Genomic DNA, 19,152 nt, shown 5'->3' on the forward strand with positions numbered 1-19,152 from the left:
GGGGCTTCACCGGGCGTTCATCCCGGATGCGCGCCGCGGCGTTCCCCGCGGGGCCTGAACGACCTACGCTCGGCGGCGCCTTGACGGCATCCGTCCCGCCACGGCATCTGTCCCGACTCCGAAAGGTTCCGCGACGTGTTCGACGTCCTGTCCAGACCCACGGCGCTGCTGCGCCGCGCGGGAGCGGTCGGCCTGGCGAGCGCCCTCGCCCTGACGCTGCCCGGCCCGCTCGCCTCGGCCGCGGCGCCGCCCGAGCGGCCCACCGCGTACGTCGATCCGCTGATCGGCTCCACGAACGGCGGCAACACCTACCCCGGCGCCACCCGCCCCTACGGCATGATCGCCTGGTCCCCGACCAGCACCACCGGCGACCAGACCAGCACCGGCGCCGCGAACGGCTACGAGTACAACGCGACGCGGATCCGCGGCCTGAGCCTGACGCACGTCAACGGCGCGGGCTGCAACCCGGGCGCCGCGGGCGACGTGCCGATCATGCCGTTCGCCGGGGACGTCACGTCGTCGCCGTCGGCCGACACCAAGGACGCGGTGTACGCGTCGAGCTTCAGCCACGCGAACGAGCGGGCGGTCCCCGGCCGCTACACCCTCGGCCTCGACTCGGGCGCCTCCGCCGACCTGGCGGTGAGCCGCAGGGCGGGCGTCGCCGACTTCACGTTCCCGGCCGACCGGCAGGCCTCCCTCCTGTTCCGTGTCTCCAACTCGCTGAACGGCAGCGAGGACGCGCACATCGACATCGACCGCGCGCACCGCAAGGTCACCGGCTGGGTGCTGACCGGCGCGTTCTGCGGACGCCGGGCCAACGGCGGGGTGAACAACCGCAAGAGCTACTACCGGCTGTACTTCAGCGCCTCCTTCGACCGCGCCTTCTCCTCGTACGGGACCTGGAAGGACGCCACCCTCTCCCCCGGCACGACCAGCGCCGGCGGCGGCGAGGGGTACGCGACCGGCGCCGACCGCGCGGGCCGTGGTTCCGGTGGATGGGTCGGCTTCGACCCGTCCTCTGACAACGATGTCCACATGCGGCTCGGGATCTCCTACGTGTCCCTCGCGGGCGCCGAGACGAACCTGCGCAAGGAGATAGCGCCCCGCGCGAGCGTCGACGACGTGGCGGCGCAGGCGCGCGCCGACTGGGACCGGGAGCTGGGCTCCGTGCGGATCGGCGGCGGCAGTGACGCGCAGCGCACGGCCTTCTTCACCGCGCTCTACCACTCCCTGATGCAGCCGAACATCGTGAGCGACACCGACGGCCGCTATCCCGGCATGGACGGCGAGCCGCACCGCCTCGCCCGCGGGCAGGGCGCGCAGTACAGCAACTTCTCGGGCTGGGACCAGTACCGCGCCCAGATCCAGTTGCTCGCCCTGCTCAAACCGAAGGTCGCCGGGGACTTCGCCCAGTCGCTGTACAACTTCGCGCAGCAGAACGACGGGGTGTGGGACCGCTGGGTGCACGTCAACGGCGCGACCCACGTGATGACCGGCGACCCGTCGGCGGCGACCCTGGCGACCTTCTACGCGATGGGCGTGCGCAACTTCGACTACGAGGGCGCCTTCGACTCCCTGGCCCGGCAGGCCACCGAACCACGTGACGCGGGCCTGTCGGACGCGGGCTGCCCCGGCCAGTGCGAGGGCCAACGACCCAACCTGGCGCAGTACTTGAGCTCGCACTACGCGGCGCAGGACGTATGCCACTGCTGGGGCGGCGCCGCCGAGACGCTGGAGGACTCGGTCGCCGACTCCGCGCTCGGCTCCTGGGCGAAGCTGCTCGGCCGGGACGCACAGGCCGCGTACTTCACCGAGCGCGGCACCTGGTGGCGCAATGTCTTCAACCCGGCGACGGGCTACATCCAGGCGCGGAACCTGGACGGCTCCTGGGTGACCCCGTTCGACCCGGGCAGCGACCGCGGCTTCGCGCAGGGCACGAGCGCCACGTACACCTGGATGGTGCCGCAGGACGTGCAGGGACTCGCCGAGGCGATGGGCGGCCGCGAGAAGGCGGCGACGCGGCTCGACGGGTTCTTCCACAAGGCGGACGGCTCCTGGTCGGTCAAGGGCGGCGACGCGCTGCGCTACGACCCGACGAACGAGCCCGGCATCCACGCGCCGTGGCTCTACAACGCGCTCGGACAGCCCTGGAAGGGGCAGGCCACGGTGCGCGAGATCGTCAACTCCGTGTACGGGACCGGCCCTTCGGGACTGCCCGGCAACGACGACCTCGGCACCATGTCCGCCTGGTACGTGTTCTCCGCGCTCGGCCTGTACCCGAAGGCACCGGGCAGCGCCGATCTGCTGCTCGGCGCGCCGCTGTTCCCGCACGCGGTGGTGGACCGGCCGGGCCGCGCCGACATCGTGGTCGAGGCGCCCGCGGCCGATGCCACGCACGCCTACGTCGCCGGGGTGCGCCTCGACGGACGTGACCGCACGCGGTCGTGGACGGACGCGGAACTCCTGCGGCGGGGCGGCACGCTCGCCTACCGGCTCGTCGACCGGCCCGACACGACCTGGGCCACCGACCCGGCGGACCTGCCGCACTGATCCCGCACCCGGGGAAGGCCGGGGCGATCAGTCCTCGCCGACGACCTTCCCCGGGTTGAACAGGTCCAGCGGATCGAGGGTCTGCTTCACGGCGCGCTGGACGGAACAGACGGCGGGTCCCAGTTCGCTGCGCATGCCGCCCCGCTTGAGCAGCCCGACGCCGTGCTCGCCGGTGACGGTGCCGCCCGCGGCGATCGCCGCCTGGAGGAGCTCTTCGAAGGCGGCCTGCGCGGCGACGCGGGCCGCCTCGTCGCCGGGCTCGGTGATCAGCAGCGGATGCAGGTTGCCGTCCCCGGCGTGCGCGATGGTGGCGATCCGCACACCGTGCCGGCGGCCGATCTTCTCGATGGTGGCGAGCATCTCGGGCACCGCCGAGCGGGGCACGCAGAGGTCCTCGGTGAGGACGGGCCCGAGCCGTTCGAGCGCGGGATAGGCGAGGCGCCGTACGTCGAAGAGCGCCTCGGCCTCGACCGCGTCGGTCGACTGCTCCGCCCACAGCGCACCGGCCTCCCGGAAGGCGGCGGCCACCGCGTCGGCCTCGGCGGCGCCCGCGTCCCCCGGGGCGTCGATGCGGGCGAGCAGCATGGCCTCGGCGCCGGGTTCGATGCCCAGGTGCTTCCAGTCCTCGACGGCCTCCATGCAGGCGCGGTCGAGCAGTTCCAGGGCGGCGGGCGCGAGCCCGCGGCGGGTGACGAGGGCGACCGCGGCTCCGGCGGCGACCAGGCTGTCGAAGTTGCCGACGACCGTGCGCGGTTCGGCGGCGGGCGCGGGCCGCAGCCGCAGCGTGATCTCGGTGATGACGCCGAACGTGCCCTCGGAGCCGACGAAGAGGCCGGTCAGGTCGTAGCCGCTGACGCCCTTGGTGGTGCGCCGGCCGAACCGGACCCGGCTGCCGTACTCGCCCGCCGGGCCGCCCATGACGACCTCCAGGCCGAGGACGTAGTCCCGGGTGACGCCGTACTTGAGACAGCACAGGCCGCCCGCGTTCGTCGACACGTTGCCGCCGATCGTGGACCAGGGGGCGCTGGCCGGGTCCGGCGGGTACCACAGGCCGTGCTCGGCGACGGCGGCCTTCAAGTCGTTGTTGACGACCCCCGGTTGGACGACGGCGAGCAGGTTCTCCGCGTCGATCTCCAGGATGCGGTTCATCCGGGAGACGTCGAGGACGACACAGCCGTCGACAGCGTTGGCACCGCCCGACAGGCCGGTGCCCGCGCCCCGGGTGACGACGGGTATCCCCCGGGCCGCGCACGCCCGCACCACCGCCTGCACCTCCTCGGCGGAGCCGGCACGCACCGCCGCGAGCGGCCGTCCCACGGGCGCCCACTCGGCGTCGTCACGGCCGAGCGAGGCGAGCACGTCCGCGTCGGTGACGAGGGTGCTGCCGGGAAGCACGGCCGCCAGTTCGCGCACCGTGTCTGCTGTTTCTGCCGTGTTGATGTCGTACCTCCAGAACGAGTGTGCATGACCGGCCAGTTCGCGGGTAACTGCCGAACACCATGATGGAACAAGGCTGTGCGTCGCCTCACGGCGCGGGAGGGATGGTGGCAACCACCATGAGCGGGACGGACGTCACTGCGGACAGGACCCGGACCACGGATGGTGAGACGTCTCTTCACTACATCGCGGACCCCACCCAGGTGGCACCGCTGGACGCGCGGGAACTCTCCCGGCACTTCTTCCGGCGGCTCGCGGAACTCGAGGAGGGCACCGAGGAGTACCAGTACACCCGTAACACCCTGATCGAGATGAACATGTCGCTGGTCCGCTTCGCGGCGGGGCGTTTCCGGCACCGCGGCGACGACATGGAGGACATCGTCCAGGTCGGCATGATCGGCCTGATCAAGGCGATCGACCGGTTCGAGATCTCGCGCGAGGTCGAGTTCACCTCGTTCGTGCTGCCCTACATCACCGGCGAGATCAAGCGGTTCTTCCGCGACACCACGTGGGCCGTGCACGTGCCGCGCCGGCTGCAGGAGCTCCGGCTCGAGCTGGCCAAGGCGCGCGAGGAACTGTGCAGCCGTCTGGACCGCGATCCGACGACCGCCGAGCTGGCGACCCTGATGGACCTGCCGGAGTCCCAGGTGGTGGAGGCCCAGCTGGCCTCGAACGGTTACACGTCCGCGTCCCTCGATGCGGCCCTGACCACGGACAACGGTCAGGACGGCGAGTCGGTGCTCGCCGACTTCATCGGGGTGGAGGACGAGGCGATGGAGCTGGTGGAGGACTTCCACGCGCTCGCGCCTCTCGTGGCGCAGCTGCCCGACCGCGACCGGCAGCTGCTGCATCTGCGCTTCGTGGAGGAGCTGACCCAGGCGGAGATCGGTGAGCGGCTCGGCTACTCGCAGATGCACGTCTCACGACTCATCAAGCAGCTGATCGCCCGGCTGAAGTCCGGGATGCTGGCGGGCACCGACCTCGTGTGACCCGCCCGGCGAACCGGGGCCGTCCTCACGTCGGGAGTGTGAGGACGGCCCTGACGCGTTTGCCGACCGGGACGCGTTCGACCGTGACGTCGGCGAGGGTGTCCACGATCTCCAGGCCGTGCCCGCCGATCCGGGACGGGTCCCGCGGGTAGCGCAGCGGGACCCGGGCGCTGCTGTCGTAGACGGTGACGGCGATCCGCTCCGCCGTCCCCTCGAGCTCGAGGACGTACGGGCCGTGGCTGTGCCGGTCCGCGTTGGTGACGAGTTCGCTCACGACGAGCAGGACATCACCCGCGGCCCGTCGGTCCACGGGAACGCACCACTCCTGCGTCAGCTGCGCCAGAAACGTCTCTGCGAAGCTCCGGGCCTGCGCTATGCAGCCCGGCTCGCCGGAATAGTGCGTCACCCGCCGCAGCGGCTCGACAGGTGCGTCGAAGCCAGTTGGGATCACTGTCCCGTCCATGTACTCGATCATCCGTGTCTCTCTCGACCAGGCCTGCTTCTGTCGATCAGGCCCCCGCAGCCTTGCTGATACCCCGCGTGGGGCGCGGCAGTCCTGTGGATCCCCGTGTGACTGTCCTACGGTCCGGTCGTTTGCAGGGCTGAGCACGTTTCGTACTTCGACGCGGGAGAACCCGACCATGCCAACCCTTCGCCGCGGCCGCCCGGCCCTGCGCACCCGGATAGCCGACGACCGGGCCGAGGCCGCCCTCGTCGAGCAGTACACCGCGTTCGTCCGGCTCGCCTATCTGACCCTTCCCGCCTCGCTGTCCCGGCACCGACGGGTGCTCATGGCCCACGCGGCGGCCCAGGCCGCACTGCCCGGGACCCGGCCGGCCCGGGTGCCGGGCCCGCGGACGGCGGGTGACGGCCCAGGTGGCCCGGAGGACGTCCTGCGGGTGCGGGTGCTGCGCGCCGCCCTCGCCGGGGCGCACCGCCCGGCCGGCTGGCCCGCCAGGCTGCCGCCGCCCCGGACGCTGCTGCCGCGGCTGCCCGTGGTGTGGGGGCTGCGCCTGTTCCCGCGGGCCGGCGGCGCCGAGGAGATCGCGCTCGGGCAGGCGCTGTCCGGCGCGTCGGCTCCGGCCCGAGCCGCGTTCGTCCTCCGCAAGATCGACGGCTTCACCTCCCGGCGCGTCGCCGACCTCTTGGGCGCGGCCGGGGTGCAGGCCCCCGAGCGGGCCGTGCGGGAGGCGGCCGGTCTGGACGCCGATGCCGGACCGGCCGCCGAGGCGCTGCTGCGCTCCCAGGAGTTCGACGCCTGCTCGGTGCAGACCCGGCCCACGGACCTCGTGCGGCGCACCCGACGCAAGCGGCTGGTCCTGGCCGTCGGCGCGCTGGCCGCGGTGTCGGCGGTCGTCCTCGTCCTGCCGGGCGGCAGCCCCGTGGAGCGCCCGGAGGTCCGGTCGAGCACGGCGGCCAAAGGGATCCTCGACTCCGCCCGGCTGACCCGCACGGCGCCGGACGCGTGGGCCGACACCTCCCGGGTCGACTTCACGGCCTGGCCCGCCCGGGGCGACCGGGCCGACGACGAGGCGCTGCTGGCCCGGGCGCTCGATTCCTGGGGCACCCGCTCGGACGCGGTCCGGGTGACGGCCACGCCCGGCACCCCGACGGACGCACCGCCCCGCACACCCCAGCTGCTCTTCGCCGGAGGTGTCGACGGGCACGACGTCGTGCTGCTGAGCGACGGCGACCGGCTGGCCCGCTACAGCGAGCCGGACGGCAGCGGGCGCGCCGCACTCGACCTGGCCCGCGTCGACGACGCCGACGTGACCACCGCGGCCGCGGTGGTCCTGTCCCGTCGCGACGGCTCCGCGCGGTATCTGACGGCTCCGTGGATCACCGAGGCGACCACACGGGATCTGCTGCGACCCGACACCCCGGGCCGGCCGCTCGATCTCTCGGACGACGGCGTGACCGATCCCGTTCCGGTCGCCCCGGCGACGGGCTGCGACCGGCGGCCGGTGATGCAGTTGCGGTCCTCCTCGCGGATCGTGGAGCACCACGCGTTCATCGTCGCGGATCTCGGCGGGCTCTCGCCGGTGCACCTCACGTACACGCCGCTTCCCGGCCACGGCACGCCACCGGCCCGCCAGCCCCGCGAGGCGACCAGCACGCAGGCCCTGCTGGTGTGGGCGCGGTCCGCCTGCCGGCTGGAGCCCTGGCGCGGCGGCGCGGTGCGCGCGGTCAACGCGTGGGACTTCGCCGAGCAGGATCTGCCCGAGGGCGGCGGCCACGCGGTGTGGACGTGCGCCCGCGCCTCGACCTGGCGCGGCCCCGGGGACGTGGCCCTGCTGCTGCGGCCCCCTGCCTCGTCGACCACCGAACCCGCCCGGCTCGTCGGGACGGCGAGGAACACGGCCGCCTGCAGCCGGTTCGGGCAGCACGTGGTGGCCTCCGGTCGGTGGAAGTCGCCGAAGGGCCACTGGTACCTGGTGGCGGCGGGCAGCCGCGCGGTCACCGGGATCTCGGTAAGCGGGGCGGTCGACGCCGCCCGGTCCGGCCGGTCGCTCGCCGTGCGCGCGCCCGAGCGGGGTGCCGTACGGGTGACGGCGCGGCTGGACACCGGGGAGAAGCTGAAGCAGGTCGGCTACTGACACCAGTGAGCCCCCGTCCGCGTGGACGGGGGCTCACTGTGTGGCGGTCGGCTCGCCGCGCTGCCCTGGCGCGGGCCGACGCCCGGGTCAGCCGGGTACCTCGGCGTCCCCGGCCACCACCAGGAACGTGTCCGAATCCAGGTCCATCACCACCCTCGCGGACCGTCCCTGGGCACGCAGCCGTGCGGCGTACTCCTCCGCCGGCCAGGATCCGCGGGGCGCCCCCGCGGGAAACCGTCGCAACACCTTCGCCCGCATTTCGCCGGCACCTCCACACCGTCGACACCGCACGGACGGTCCCCGCCCGGTGACCGTCCGTCGTCCCTTGAGCTGCGCTTGCCCCCTCCTGGGGTGATCATGCACGGATGCCCCTGCTGCCATGGAATACATGCATCCGTGCACGTCCCAGGGCCGGAAGGGACTGAGGGAACGGCTGAGCACGCTCGGCCGGACCCCGTTCCCCGAACAGCCCCCCTCGATCAGCCAGGAGTGATTCCGTGCGTGTCCGTGTCGTCCTGTTCACCTCGGACCTGCGGGTCCACGACCACCCGCCCCTGCGGGCCGCTCTGAACGCGTCGGACGCGGTGGTGCCGCTGTTCGTCCGGGACGCGGGGATCGACGCGACCGGGTTCCCCGCTCCGAACCGGGAGGCGTTCCTCGCCGACTGCCTGCGTGATCTCGACGCGGCGCTACGGGAGCGCGGCGGGCGGCTCGTGGTGCGGTCGGGGGACATCGCGGAGGAGGTCGCGAAGGTGGTGACCGAGACGGACGCGTGCGCGCTGCATCTGGCGGGAGGCGTGAGCGCCTACGCCCGCCGTCGTGAGGAGGCGCTGCGGGCGGCGCTGCACGGCATCGGCTGCGAGGTGATCGCCCATGACGCCGTGGTGACCTGCGTGCCGCCGGGTGCGGTCACCCCGGCGGCCAAGGACCACTTCGCCGTGTTCACGCCGTACCACCGGCACTGGGCGCAGCATCAGACGCGCACGGTGGGCCGGGCCCCGCGCGCCGTCACCGTGCCCGACGGCATCGGCTCCGAGCCGTTGCCCGAGCGCGGCGCCGTCCCCGGGGTGTCACCGGGTCTCGCCGAGGGCGGGGAGCAGGCGGGCCGGGCGCGGCTCACCGCCTGGCTGCGCTCCGGGATCGCCGATTACGAGAACCGGCACGACGACCTGCCGGGCGACGCGACCTCCCGGCTCTCCCCCGATCTGCACTTCGGCACGGTCAGCCCGGTCGAGGCGGTCACCCGGGCGCGGGCGGCGGGCGGTTCCGGCGCCGAGGCGTTCGTCCGGCAGCTGGCCTGGCGGGACTTCCACCATCAGGTGCTGGCCGCCCGCCCGGCCGCGGCGCACGACGACTACCGCACCCACCACGACCGGTGGCGCTCCGAGCGGTCGGCGGGCGAGGAGATCGACGCATGGCGGGAGGGGCGCACGGGATATCCGGTGGTCGACGCGGGAATGCGGCAGCTGCTGCACGAAGGCTGGATGCACAACCGCGCCCGTCTGCTGACAGCGAGCTTCCTCACCAAGACGCTGTACGTCGACTGGCGGGTGGGCGCCCGGCACTTCCTCCACCACCTCGTGGACGGAGACGTCGCCAACAACCAGATGAACTGGCAGTGGATGGCGGGCACCGGAACGGACAGCCGCCCCAATCGGGTGCTGAATCCGGTGACGCAGGCCAAGCGCTACGACCCGGACGGAGCGTATGTGCGGCGCTGGGTCCCGGAGCTGGCCGGGCTGGACGGGCCCGCGGTGCACGAACCGTGGAAGCTGAGCGGCAAGGACCGGGCCGCGTACGACTACCCGGAGCCGCTGCTGGAACTGCCCGACGGACTGGCCCGGTTCAAACGGGCTCGAAGCGTGCGGTGAGCTCGGGGTAGAGCCGCTCGATGCGGGTCAGGGCATCCGGCAGCGACGTCGGGCGCAGGGTGCCGCGGACCGTGTGCCCCGCCCAGCCGGGTCCGCCGAGCATCACGGCGGACCTGCCGCGGGCCCCGCGCACGCCCCATCGGGTCTCGGCGAGGTGCCTGGCCAGCGGCACGCTCGCGGTGGACCGGGCCTGCGCCCACAGGACGACGACCCGCGGCCCCGTCCTGCGCACGGCCGCCGTGACCGCCTCGACGGGCACGGCCGCTCCGAACATGCGCTGGGGCAGGCCGATTTCGTCCAGCGCCGCGCTGAGCGCCTCCAGCGGCAGTGCGTGCTGTTCGGCCGGCACGCAGGCCAGCACGACGGGCGGGGCGGCGACGGTGACGGGCGCGACGCTGCCGCGGTGCAGGATGCGCGCGACATGCCAGGACAGCAGGTGTTCGACCTCGACGTAGCGGTCGCCCGCCTCCTCCCACTTACGGCCGATCGCGTGCAGCACCGGCGCCATCACGTCCTGCCAGGCCCCGACCAGGCCGTGCCGCGCCACCGCCTGCGTCAGCAGTTCGTGTACGGCTGGTGCGTCGAGGCGCGTGGCGGCGCGCGCCAGACCGCGCCGCTGCCGTTCGAGCGTGGTCTCCGGGAGCCGGGCCGGTTCCCGGCGCGGCTGCGGGAGGACGACGGGAAGGACCGGGTCCTGGCGCTTGCGGGCCATCTGCGCGGCCTCGGCGGGCGGCAGTCCCGTCGCGGCGAGGCGGCACATCTCCTCGACGACCGCGATGTCCTCCGCCGACCAGCGGCGGTGGTGGCCCTCGGACCGCGTTGCGGGTCCGAGCCCGTAGCGGCGGTCCCAGGTGCGCAGGGTCGTCGGTGACACTCCCAGGCGCCGGGCGAGGGCGCCGGTGGTGACCCCCGGTTCCGTCGCTACGTCGCCGTGCGCGTCTCGCGTTGTGTCCCGCTCCTCGTCCATCGGCTCACGATACGACGCACAAACGATGCGAGTTGCCGTTCGGCCGTACGGGTTTCCAGGATGACCGGTCCGTGGACGGAGACGCGGCCCATCCGTCCACTTCCGTTCGGGAAACGTCACGTTCGGGTACGGGCCGAGGAGTTGACGAGGCACCGATGAGCACAGCGGTCCGGCCTGTTACGCCGGGGGTGTACGAGTCGCCCGAGACGGGAGCTCGGACGGACGCGGCACAGCTGGCGGACCTGTACCGGCGATGGTCGCCTCTGGTGCTGCGGCTCTCCCGGCGGGCGTTGGGCGACACGTGTGACGCGGAGGACATCACCCAGCAGGTGTTCCTCGCCGCATGGCGCGGACGGGCCGGCTATCGTCCCGAACTCGGTTCCCCAGCCGCGTGGTTGACGGGGATCACCCGGCATCACATCGCGGACGCGCTGGCCTCGCGCAGCCGCTGGGCGGCCGTGCTCGACGGGGTGACCGCCGAGTGCACGGTGGTGGTGGAGGAGACGGAGGCGGCGCTCGACCGGGTGCTGGTGTCCCAGGAGCTGGCGCGGCTGCCGGTGCCCCAGCGCACGGTCCTGTGGCTCGCGTTCTACGAGGATCTGACCCAGCCGCAGATCGCGGACCGCACGGGGTGGCCTCTGGGTACGGTCAAGAGTCATGCCCGGCGCGGCATGCAACGGCTGAGTGCGCGCCTGCGGGAGTGCAGCAGAAATCGCGGCGCGGGCGCATCCGCCCCGGGCAGGATGCCGGAAGTACCTGACAGGCTTGTGTGACGCATCCTCGCAGTCGGACGGCGGGGTGGCCCGGCCCCCGCCGCCTGCCCGTCCTCGACGGAGTCGGCGCCGCCGAGGCCTGTCGCCGTGGGCGGCGCCCCATGGCGCTGCCCACGGAGGCCCCACGGGCGGCGCGAGAGGCAGCTCCCCGTTAGGGTTTGTGATCATGAATGCCCGATCCGTCCAGATCCGTGAGCTGCCCGAATCCGACATCGAGCGCGCCCTCGCGCTCGCCTACCTCGTCTTCCACGAATCACCGGAGGACGACCGGCGCAAGCACCACCGTGAGACCCTGGCCGACCTTCTGCGCATCGGCGCCTACGACGGTGACGATCTGATCGGGTTCGCGGCGGCGCACCCCTTCACCGTCTCCGTGCCGGGCGGCGGTGAACTCCCCTGTCCCGGCCTGACGTTCGTGTCGGTGGCGCCGACGCACCGGCGGCGCGGCGTGCTCTCCGCGATGATGGGCGAGCTGTTCGCCCGCTGTGCCCGGCAGGGCGCGCCGCTCGTCGCCCTGTGGGCGTCGGAGGCGTCGATCTATGGGCGGTTCGGCTTCGGCGCGGGCACGTACGGCGCGACCGTGGAGATCGACTCGCGGCGTCCACTCGCGCTGCGCATCGCGCCCGACCCCCGCCCCCTGCGCCTGGTCGACCCGGAGTCGGCCCCCGCGCTGCTCGGCCCCTACTTCGAGAGCACGCGTGCGCACCGGGCGGGCCGGCAGGCGCGTACGGAGGCCTGGTGGCGCGACGAGTGGCTGGTCGAGAAGGACGAGGACGACGACGACATGTCGCCGCCCCGGGTGGTCACGCTGGGCGACCCGCTCGCCGGGTACGCGATCTACCGGACCAAGGCGGGTGACGAGGACGCGAACACGCCGGGCCTGGTCCGCGTCGACGACCTGGAGGCCGATGGTCCCGAGGAGGCCGCCGCGCTGTGGAGCTATCTGACCGCGATCGACCTGACGGGGAAGGTGCGGGCCTGGGTCCGGCCGCTGGACGATCCGCTGCTGCTGTTCGCGGCGGACCGGGACCAGGTGCGGGTGACGGGCTCGTTCCCGTCGCTGTGGGTGCGGCTCGTCGACGTGCGGGCCGCACTGGCGGCACGCTCCTGGGCGGCCCCCGTCGACGTGGTGCTCGCGGTCCGTGACGAGCAGCGGCCGGACAATGCGGGTTCGTACCGGCTGATCGCGTCGCCGGACGGGTTCTCGTACGCGCCGACCGGGGACGCGCCGGATCTGTCGCTGGAGGCGCGCGACCTGGCCGCCGCCTACATGGGCGCGACGCCCGTGCGGTCGCTGGTGCAGGCGGGGCTGGTCACCGAGCACACGCCGGGCGCGGCGTCGATGCTCGACGCCGCGCTGTACACGGAGCTACTGCCGCACACGACCGACGGGTTCTGAACTCCCGCCGCGGCGCGGGGCGTTCAGCAGCTCATCTTCCAGGTGTGGGAGTCACCGCTGTCGTTGCCCCAGCCGTCGGACGGGATCTCCTGCCCCGGCGCGAGACAGACGGTGCCGAAGCCGACCCAGCCCGGGTTCTCGTAGACCTGGACGTGGTCCTTGATACCGGGTCCGGAGATGCCGTGGTTGGCCCAGGAGGAGTCCTCGTCCTGGATGCCGGGCTCCCAGTCGCCGTCGTCGCCGGACCAGTTCCAGCGCTGACCGGAGTAGTCGGCGTCGGTCCAGGCGCAGAACTCGCCGCTGGGGCACTGGGCGGCGTACGCGGTCGTGGTGACCGCGGCGCCGCCGAAGGCGATGACGGCGGCGGCGAGCAGGGCGAGGGGGTGCTTCAGGGTCATGTGTCTCCTTGTGGTGTGTTCTTCGGCTGGTGCCGTGTGTCAGCGGTGGCCGGCGGCATGCAGCACGCGGGCCGACGCATCGAATGCGTGCGCCTTCAGCCGGCGCCATTCGGTGACCTCGGCTCGGTGCCGCGCCCGCACCGAGGCGAGGCTGCGCTCCCGGTAGGCGGCCTCGGGCCGGAGGTTGTTGACGACGGTCGAGACCTGGAACCAGCGCTTCTCGTCCCCGTAGAGGCTGCGCTGGGCCGCGGCCAGGCAGCCGTCGGTGTGGGCGCGTACGGGGACGCCGTTGGCGAGGGTCAGGGACAGCTCGGCGGGCGGGCGACCGAACAGGGCGGCGGCGACGCGCTGTTGTTCGTCGGCGCTCACCCCGCGCTGCCCGGGCCGGGGCGGGGTGAGCCCCTGGCGGGTGAGGCAGCGGTCGGTGAGGACCTGTTGTGCGGCCCTGATGGTGTCGTCGGGCGAGAGAGCCGGTGGTGCGGGGCGGCCCGCGCACCCGGTGAGCAGGAGCAGGCCCGTCACGAGGGCGAGCCTCCACGGCCGTGGTCGGGATCGCATGGTCGGTCAGCCCCGCTCACAGCCCATGGTGTTGTCGCTGACCCCGTCGATCTTCTGTGCCCACTCCCAGTTCTCGGAGTAGTCGTCGCGCCGGATCTCCCGGTAGAGGCAGTTGGAGGCGGTGTAGCTGATGGCGTAGACGCTGCCCGCGACGCGGGACTCGAAGGAGTAGGCGTGACGCTGTGTGCCGTTCTCCGCCTCGGCGTAGCCGGGTGGCCCGTAGCACCAGGCCTGGCCGTGCTGGCCCGGCTCGGTCCAGAAGCAGACCTGGCCCGGACCCCCTGCCGCCTGGGCGCCGGTCGCGCTCGGCACGAGGGCGGCCGCGAGGGCCAGGAGCGTGACGGTGAGTGCGGACGTGCTCTTCATTCAGGCGGCCCCGAGGTGGTCGTGATTACCGTGCGTGACCACACTCCCCGGGTGTTCGCTCAGGCAATCGCCGCTTCACTCGTGTCGGTTACTAGTCATGACTGTCATACGGAGGCGTGGGTCCGGGCGCGCGCGGCCGTGCGGGCCATGCGCACGGCGTCCACGGACTCGGCGAGGAGCTCGTACTCGGTGGTGTCGTCGCGGGTGGCGACGCGGACGAGCCGGCCGCCCGCCAACTCCTCGGCGACGCACTCCTGCTGAGCGGTGTCCGCGCACCAGGCCCGCAGCAGGTCGGGCACGTCCGGGGTGTCGTCGCCGATCGGCATCAGGGCGCCCTCCGGCACGTGCGACAGTCCGGGGCGGGGGTCGAGCCGTTCGGCGATCCAGGTGGCACGGTCGCGCAGCCACCACAGGGCGAGCGGCAGGGTGGGGGCGCGGTAGGTACCGAGCGGAACTCCGACGCGCCGTCCACCGCAGATTCCGTACGCGGTGACGTGGCACAGGAATTCGTCGTGCACGATCTCCCCCATTGCCTGGCACCATTGATCACTAACTGGTCGGTAATTGATCAGCGATCCGATCCCGACGGCCGCGCCGATCAAGGTCATTGATCCGCGATATGCCGCATCGAACAAAGTTCAACCGTCTCACCCGACGAGTATCGGCACTTCGTGCGCACTGTCACCATGCTTTTCGCGCCAGTCTCCTGGCATATTCGGGCGCTCCGTTGGCCGAAATGCAGACGGTCGACGAAACTGCACCCCATGCACTCACACGACGTACTCATCGACGGCTACGGCCGCATTCAGGAGGAAGTGCACGCGGCGGTCGAGGGCCTTTCCCCCGACGATCTCCACGCGCGCCCCGGCGGCGCGAATTCCGTCGCCTGGCTGATCTGGCATCTCACGCGCGTGCAGGACGACCATCTCGCCGATGCGGCCGGGTTCGAGCAGGTCTGGCTCGCGCGGGGCTGGGCCGACCGGTTCGGCCTGCGCCTGCCGGCGACGGACACCGGATACGGCCATACGTCCCAGCAGGTCGGCCAGGTGAAGGTCGATTCCGGCACGCTGCTGCTCGGCTACTACGACGCGGTCCACGAGCAGACGCTGGGCTTTCTGGGTGACCTGAAAGACGCCGCGCTCGACCGCGTCGTGGACGAGAACTGGGACCCGCCGGTGACCCTGGGCGTGCGGCTCATCAGTGTGCTGTCGGACGACCTCCAGCACGTGGGGCAGGCCGCTTACGTGCGCGGACTGCTCTGAACGCTCAGGAAAGCCGCTCCTCCAGCAGGACGGTCACGGTGTCGCCCACATCCTTTCCGATCGCGCGTCGCACGTCCGCCTTCACGGGAAGTTTGTGGCGGCCGTCGCCGAGGGCCATGAAGGAACTGCGGAAAGGGTGCCCGTCGACGGTGCCGCGCACCTTCACCAGTCCGCGCGTACCGAAGAACGCGGCCGCTTCGGGCCAGACGACGTAGGTCCATCCGCCCGGGTTCGGGCTTTTCTCCAGCACGGCGCTGAAACGCTTGTTCAGCGCCGTCGCCGCGTCCGGGCGCGCTGCCATGGTGACCTCCGACGGCCGGTGTGCGGCGGGGCCTCCTGCCCCGCCCCCTGCTACGACCTTGCCGCGCGGCGGGACTCGTCGCACTCCACGAGGCCGGGGACTTCCGCGGGCCGGGCACTCCAGAGGTCTTGACAACTCGATTGGCCTGGACCAATTCTGACGCACAGCGGTGGCCACCGTTCACATCCGCCCTTCACCTCTCCCCCGGAGGCACTCCCGTGGACCGTGCACGTCATGGCAGACCCGGCGCCCGGCGCCGGCTCGGCGCCGCACTCGCCGTCACCTCGGCCGCGGCGCTCGGCGTCACCGCGCTCGCCGCTCCCGCCCAGGCCGCGGACGTCAACGTCGCCAAGAACGCCGGCTTCGAGTCCGATCTGAGCAACTGGACCTGTACCGCGGGCAGCGGCGCGACCGTCTCCTCGCCCGTGCACGGCGGCGCCAAGGCGCTGAAGGGCACCCCCGCGGGCCAGGACAACGCCAAGTGCACCCAGACCGTCGCGGTCAAGCCCAACTCGACGTACACGCTGAGCAGTTGGGTACAGGGCGGCTACGCCTACCTCGGCGCGAGCGGCACCGGCACCACCGATGTCTCGACCTGGACGCCGGGCAGCTCGTCCTGGCAGCAGCTCACCACCAGTTTCAAGACAGGCGCGAACACGACGTCGGTGACGGTCTACACGCACGGCTGGTACGGGCAGAGCCCGTACTACGTGGACGACGTGAGCGTCTTCGGACCCGACGGGGGCGGCGGCACCGACCCGGTGGTCGTTCCGGGCGTACCGGCGGGCCTCGCCGCGGGCGCGACGACGTCGTCCTCCGTCGACCTGTCCTGGACCCCGGTCTCCACGGCCACCGGCTACAACGTCTACCGGGACGGCACGAAGGTCGCCTCGGTCTCCGGTTCCTCGGCGACCGTCACCGGCCTGACGGCGAACACCTCGTACAGCTTCCAGGTCAGCGCGACGAACGCGGCCGGTGAGTCCGCCAAGTCGGCGGCCGTGACGGCGAAGACAGCCACCTCCGGGGGCGGCGGAGGCGGCGGCACCGTGCCCAAGCACGCGCTGACCGGTTACTGGCAGAACTTCGACAACGGCGCGACCGTGCAGAAGCTGCGGGACGTCTCGTCGCAGTACGACATCATCGCGGTGTCGTTCGCCGACGCCACGACCACCCCGGGGCAGATCACCTTCAACCTCGACCCGGCCGTCGGCTACGCCTCCACCGCCGACTTCAAGGCGGACATCGCCGCCAAGCACTCCGCGGGCAAGTCCGTGATCCTCTCGGTCGGCGGCGAGAAGGGCAGCATCTCGGTCAACAGCGACGCGTCCGCGACGGCGTTCGCGAACAGCGCGTACGCGCTCATGCAGGAGTACGGCTTCGACGGCGTCGACATCGACCTGGAGAACGGCCTCAACTCGACGTACATGACGAAGGCGCTGCGCCAGCTGTCGCAGAAGGCCGGGTCGAAGCTGGTGCTCACCATGGCGCCGCAGACCATCGACATGCAGTCGACGTCGGGCGAGTACTTCAAGACCGCGCTCAACGTGAAGGACATCCTCACCGTCGTCAACATGCAGTACTACAACAGCGGTTCGATGCTGGGCTGCGACGGCAAGGTGTACAGCCAGGGCTCGGTGGACTTCCTGACCGCACTCGCCTGCATCCAGCTGGAGGGCGGCCTCGACCCGTCGCAGGTCGGTCTCGGCGTCCCGGCGTCGACGCGCGGGGCGGGCAGCGGTTACGTGGACCCGTCGGTGGTGAACAACGCGCTCGACTGCCTGGCGCGCGGCACGGGCTGCGGCTCCTTCAAGCCCGCGAAGACCTATCCGGGGCTGCGCGGCGCGATGACCTGGTCGACCAACTGGGACGCGACGGCCGGTTCCGCCTGGTCGAACTCGGTCGGCCCGAAGGTGCACAACCTGCCCTGACCAGGCCGTGTCCGAATCTGCGAATCTGTGGGACACCTGACCCCACAGCCAAGACGCCCGTCTCCGCGGAGGCGGAAGCTGAGGAGTGCCGCCGGATCGTCCGGCGGCACTTCGTGGCGCAAGGCCCGAGTGAGAGCGTCCGGCATCTGGCCCGGCCGTTCCGCACGGAGACCGGGATGACGCCGGGGCAGTACGTCGAGTCGGTGCGCCTGGAGGCGGCGCGGTTCCGGTCGGCGGACGGGGCACGCTGAGCCGACCGGGCGCGGGACGCCCCGTCAGCCGCCCATGAAGAGCATCGTGCCGTCGGGGCCCAACGCCTCTACGCGCGCGCCGTGTTCGACGGTGCGGCTGACCGTGCAGTACTTCTCGTGGGTGAGCCGGATGCCGCGTTCCAGGGTCTCGGCGGCGCGGGTGTCGCCCTCGGGCAGGGCGAGTTCGTAGGAGACGCGCACGGCGCCGACGCGGCCGTCGTCCTCGGGCCGGGAGACCGACTCGACGACGATGCGCAGGGCGTCGTGGTCGACGGTGCGGGCGGTGCGGTCGACCACGAGGCCGCCGCAGCCGCCGAGCGCGGCGAGGAGGAGTTCGACGGGGGTGAACGAGGGCTGGGCCCCGTCGGAGTCGGCGGGAGCGATACGGACCTCGGCGCCGCGGTCGTTGCGGGCGGTCCAGTCGCGCTCGCCGTTGCGGACGGTTTCGATGCGGTAGTCGGCCATGGCGGAACCGTAACCAGGTCCGGGGCCCGCGCCGCGCAGGCGCCGGCGTGTGTCAGGGTGCCTGCTGGACATCGCCCCGGGTGGAGGAGGCGACGGTGTCGCGGTGCGCGAAGTCGCCGGGCGGGATGCCGGGGTGGTGGCCCGCCTCCGGGACGGCGACGGCCGAGGCGGTCGCCGTGGGGCCGAGGGTGAGGCGGGAGACGATGCGGTAGCGGTCGCCGCGGTACAGCGAGTGGACGTACTCGACGGGCCGCCCCGACGTGTCCGAGGTGAGCCGCTCGAAGAGCAGGGCGGGGGACAGTTCGGGGACGTCGAGGAGGTCGGCCTCGGCGCGGGTCACGACGGTCGGTTCGATGGCCTGGACGGCTTCGCGGACGTGTACGTCGTGGTGTTCGCGCAAATGCGCGTACAGGTCGCCGCTCTCCAGCTCCTGGGCGCTCAGGCCCGGGACCAGGTCGGCGCGGATGTGCAGGTGCTCGATGGCCATCGGCGCCCCGTCGACGAGCCGCAGTCGGGCCACGTACACGATCTTCGCGGCGGGTGAGAGGCGCAGCTTGCGGCCGACCCGGGCGCCCGCCTGGATGGTGGTGAACTCCAGCAGCCGGCTGGTCCAGGCCCCGGCGGCCTGGGGCACCGTCAGCGCCTCTTCCTGGGCGACGAGCTCCTGGGTGATCTTCTCCGGGGCGACGAACATGCCGCGGCCGTGTTCGCGGACGAGAAGGCCCGCGGCGACGAGTTCGTCGACGGCCGCGCGCAGCGTGGGACGCGAGACGCCCAGCCGGGCGCAGAGTGCGCGCTCGGAGGGGATCGCGTCGCCGGGGCGCTGCGACTCGATGAGTTCGAGGATGTGGTCGCGGACCCGCTCGCGCTTGAGCACCGCCCCCGGCGCGTCCCTGTTCGCGTCGGCGTTCACTTCCGCCCCCTCGTGCCGTACGACCAGTTGCCTTACCAGTTGACCACGGCCCGGGCTTGATCGACAACTACCCAGCATTTCCCGGGGGCTTGACGTGTCCAGTGGTCTATGCCAGCTTTCTCCACCA

The 19,152-nt window shown here is 72.4% G+C and carries 19 protein-coding genes; 9 read left to right on the forward strand and 10 right to left on the reverse strand.

Annotated features, from left to right (window positions below):
• Positions 1-135 precede the first annotated feature (135 nt).
• Positions 136-2,550, forward strand: a complete 2,415-nt coding sequence (locus tag ACQUQD_RS02405; RefSeq protein ID WP_428950223.1) for a GH92 family glycosyl hydrolase — start codon at positions 136-138, stop codon at positions 2,548-2,550.
• Between the two features lie 27 nt (positions 2,551-2,577).
• Here the strand turns inward: ACQUQD_RS02405 and ACQUQD_RS02410 are convergent, their stop codons facing one another.
• Entirely contained in the window at positions 2,578-3,963 is a 1,386-nt protein-coding gene (locus ACQUQD_RS02410; protein ID WP_428950224.1) for an FAD-binding oxidoreductase, read from the reverse strand.
• Positions 3,964-4,106: 143 nt separating this feature from the next.
• Between ACQUQD_RS02410 and ACQUQD_RS02415 the strand changes: the two genes are divergently transcribed.
• Positions 4,107-4,976 (forward strand): SigB/SigF/SigG family RNA polymerase sigma factor, encoded by an 870-nt coding sequence (locus ACQUQD_RS02415; RefSeq protein ID WP_428950225.1) that lies wholly within the window; start codon positions 4,107-4,109, stop codon positions 4,974-4,976.
• A gap of 25 nt (positions 4,977-5,001) precedes the next feature.
• Here ACQUQD_RS02415 and ACQUQD_RS02420 read toward each other — a convergent pair whose 3' ends face one another.
• Positions 5,002-5,451 (reverse strand): ATP-binding protein, encoded by a 450-nt coding sequence (locus tag ACQUQD_RS02420; RefSeq protein WP_428950226.1) that lies wholly within the window; start codon positions 5,449-5,451, stop codon positions 5,002-5,004.
• Between the two features lie 166 nt (positions 5,452-5,617).
• Here ACQUQD_RS02420 and ACQUQD_RS02425 point away from each other — a divergent pair, with 166 nt between their 5' ends.
• Together ACQUQD_RS02425 and ACQUQD_RS02430 are read left to right on the forward strand one after the other, a co-directional pair.
• Positions 5,618-7,573 (forward strand): hypothetical protein, encoded by a 1,956-nt coding sequence (locus ACQUQD_RS02425; RefSeq protein WP_428950227.1) that lies wholly within the window; start codon positions 5,618-5,620, stop codon positions 7,571-7,573.
• Between the two features lie 497 nt (positions 7,574-8,070).
• Positions 8,071-9,444 carry a cryptochrome/photolyase family protein gene (locus ACQUQD_RS02430; protein ID WP_428950228.1) on the forward strand — a complete coding sequence of 458 codons (1,374 nt, stop codon included), beginning with the start codon at positions 8,071-8,073 and terminating at the stop codon, positions 9,442-9,444.
• Here ACQUQD_RS02430 and ACQUQD_RS02435 read toward each other — a convergent pair.
• Positions 9,419-10,411 (reverse strand): MerR family transcriptional regulator, encoded by a 993-nt coding sequence (locus tag ACQUQD_RS02435; RefSeq protein WP_428950229.1) that lies wholly within the window; start codon positions 10,409-10,411, stop codon positions 9,419-9,421. The two genes, ACQUQD_RS02430 and ACQUQD_RS02435, sit on opposite strands and share 26 nt — an antisense overlap.
• 155 nt (positions 10,412-10,566) lie before the next feature.
• Between ACQUQD_RS02435 and ACQUQD_RS02440 the strand changes: the two genes are divergently transcribed.
• The gene (locus tag ACQUQD_RS02440; RefSeq protein WP_428950230.1) at positions 10,567-11,184 is read left to right on the forward strand and encodes an RNA polymerase sigma factor; all 618 of its coding nucleotides are present in this window, start codon (positions 10,567-10,569) and stop codon (positions 11,182-11,184) included.
• 166 nt (positions 11,185-11,350) lie between these two features.
• Positions 11,351-12,583, forward strand: coding sequence for a GNAT family N-acetyltransferase (locus ACQUQD_RS02445; RefSeq protein WP_428950231.1), 1,233 nt, complete (start codon positions 11,351-11,353; stop codon positions 12,581-12,583).
• Between the two features lie 23 nt (positions 12,584-12,606).
• Here the strand turns inward: ACQUQD_RS02445 and ACQUQD_RS02450 are convergent, their stop codons facing one another.
• The 4 genes from ACQUQD_RS02450 to ACQUQD_RS02465 all read right to left on the reverse strand — a co-directional run bounded on the left by ACQUQD_RS02450 (position 12,607) and on the right by ACQUQD_RS02465 (position 14,423).
• Complete coding sequence (locus tag ACQUQD_RS02450) at positions 12,607-12,981, reverse strand: peptidase inhibitor family I36 protein (protein WP_428950232.1); 375 nt, start codon at positions 12,979-12,981, stop codon at positions 12,607-12,609.
• Between the two features lie 39 nt (positions 12,982-13,020).
• Positions 13,021-13,503, reverse strand: a complete 483-nt coding sequence (locus tag ACQUQD_RS02455; RefSeq protein WP_428950233.1) for a hypothetical protein — start codon at positions 13,501-13,503, stop codon at positions 13,021-13,023.
• A gap of 42 nt (positions 13,504-13,545) precedes the next feature.
• Positions 13,546-13,905, reverse strand: a complete 360-nt coding sequence (locus tag ACQUQD_RS02460) for a hypothetical protein (RefSeq protein WP_428950234.1) — start codon at positions 13,903-13,905, stop codon at positions 13,546-13,548.
• 104 nt (positions 13,906-14,009) lie between these two features.
• Positions 14,010-14,423: a hypothetical protein gene (locus ACQUQD_RS02465; protein WP_428957428.1), complete on the reverse strand. Its 414-nt coding sequence runs from the start codon at positions 14,421-14,423 to the stop codon at positions 14,010-14,012.
• Between the two features lie 246 nt (positions 14,424-14,669).
• Here ACQUQD_RS02465 and ACQUQD_RS02470 point away from each other — a divergent pair, with 246 nt between their 5' ends.
• A complete protein-coding gene (locus tag ACQUQD_RS02470) occupies positions 14,670-15,167 on the forward strand; it encodes a mycothiol transferase (protein ID WP_428950235.1) in 498 nt (165 codons plus the stop codon).
• Between the two features lie 4 nt (positions 15,168-15,171).
• Here ACQUQD_RS02470 and ACQUQD_RS02475 read toward each other — a convergent pair whose 3' ends face one another.
• A complete protein-coding gene (locus tag ACQUQD_RS02475; RefSeq protein WP_428950236.1) occupies positions 15,172-15,468 on the reverse strand; it encodes a DUF1905 domain-containing protein in 297 nt (98 codons plus the stop codon).
• 218 nt (positions 15,469-15,686) lie between these two features.
• Here ACQUQD_RS02475 and ACQUQD_RS02480 point away from each other — a divergent pair, with 218 nt between their 5' ends.
• Entirely contained in the window at positions 15,687-17,396 is a 1,710-nt protein-coding gene (locus ACQUQD_RS02480; RefSeq protein ID WP_428950237.1) for a chitinase, read from the forward strand.
• Positions 17,397-17,509: 113 nt separating this feature from the next.
• Positions 17,510-17,647, forward strand: a complete 138-nt coding sequence (locus ACQUQD_RS02485; protein ID WP_428950238.1) for a hypothetical protein — start codon at positions 17,510-17,512, stop codon at positions 17,645-17,647.
• Positions 17,648-17,671: 24 nt separating this feature from the next.
• On the opposite strand, the gene ACQUQD_RS02490 is transcribed toward ACQUQD_RS02485, so the two are convergent.
• Positions 17,672-18,112, reverse strand: coding sequence for an OsmC family protein (locus ACQUQD_RS02490; protein ID WP_428950239.1), 441 nt, complete (start codon positions 18,110-18,112; stop codon positions 17,672-17,674).
• A gap of 52 nt (positions 18,113-18,164) precedes the next feature.
• Positions 18,165-19,025: a GntR family transcriptional regulator gene (locus ACQUQD_RS02495; RefSeq protein ID WP_428950240.1), complete on the reverse strand. Its 861-nt coding sequence runs from the start codon at positions 19,023-19,025 to the stop codon at positions 18,165-18,167.
• Between the last annotated feature and the right edge of the window lie 127 nt (positions 19,026-19,152).

The organism is Streptomyces sp. cg35, from assembly GCF_050410835.1.
Lineage (GTDB): Bacteria > Actinomycetota > Actinomycetes > Streptomycetales > Streptomycetaceae > Streptomyces.

Coding starts and splice junctions, on each gene's coding strand:
- ACQUQD_RS02415 (WP_428950225.1), top strand. CDS start 4,107: ATGAGCGGGACGGACGTCACTGCGGACAGGACCCGGACCACGGATGGT.
- ACQUQD_RS02420 (WP_428950226.1), bottom strand. CDS start 5,451: ATGATCGAGTACATGGACGGGACAGTGATCCCAACTGGCTTCGACGCA.
- ACQUQD_RS02425 (WP_428950227.1), top strand. CDS start 5,618: ATGCCAACCCTTCGCCGCGGCCGCCCGGCCCTGCGCACCCGGATAGCC.
- ACQUQD_RS02435 (WP_428950229.1), bottom strand. CDS start 10,411: ATGGACGAGGAGCGGGACACAACGCGAGACGCGCACGGCGACGTAGCG.
- ACQUQD_RS02440 (WP_428950230.1), top strand. CDS start 10,567: ATGAGCACAGCGGTCCGGCCTGTTACGCCGGGGGTGTACGAGTCGCCC.
- ACQUQD_RS02445 (WP_428950231.1), top strand. CDS start 11,351: ATGAATGCCCGATCCGTCCAGATCCGTGAGCTGCCCGAATCCGACATC.
- ACQUQD_RS02450 (WP_428950232.1), bottom strand. CDS start 12,981: ATGACCCTGAAGCACCCCCTCGCCCTGCTCGCCGCCGCCGTCATCGCC.
- ACQUQD_RS02460 (WP_428950234.1), bottom strand. CDS start 13,905: ATGAAGAGCACGTCCGCACTCACCGTCACGCTCCTGGCCCTCGCGGCC.
- ACQUQD_RS02470 (WP_428950235.1), top strand. CDS start 14,670: ATGCACTCACACGACGTACTCATCGACGGCTACGGCCGCATTCAGGAG.
- ACQUQD_RS02475 (WP_428950236.1), bottom strand. CDS start 15,468: ATGGCAGCGCGCCCGGACGCGGCGACGGCGCTGAACAAGCGTTTCAGC.
- ACQUQD_RS02490 (WP_428950239.1), bottom strand. CDS start 18,112: ATGGCCGACTACCGCATCGAAACCGTCCGCAACGGCGAGCGCGACTGG.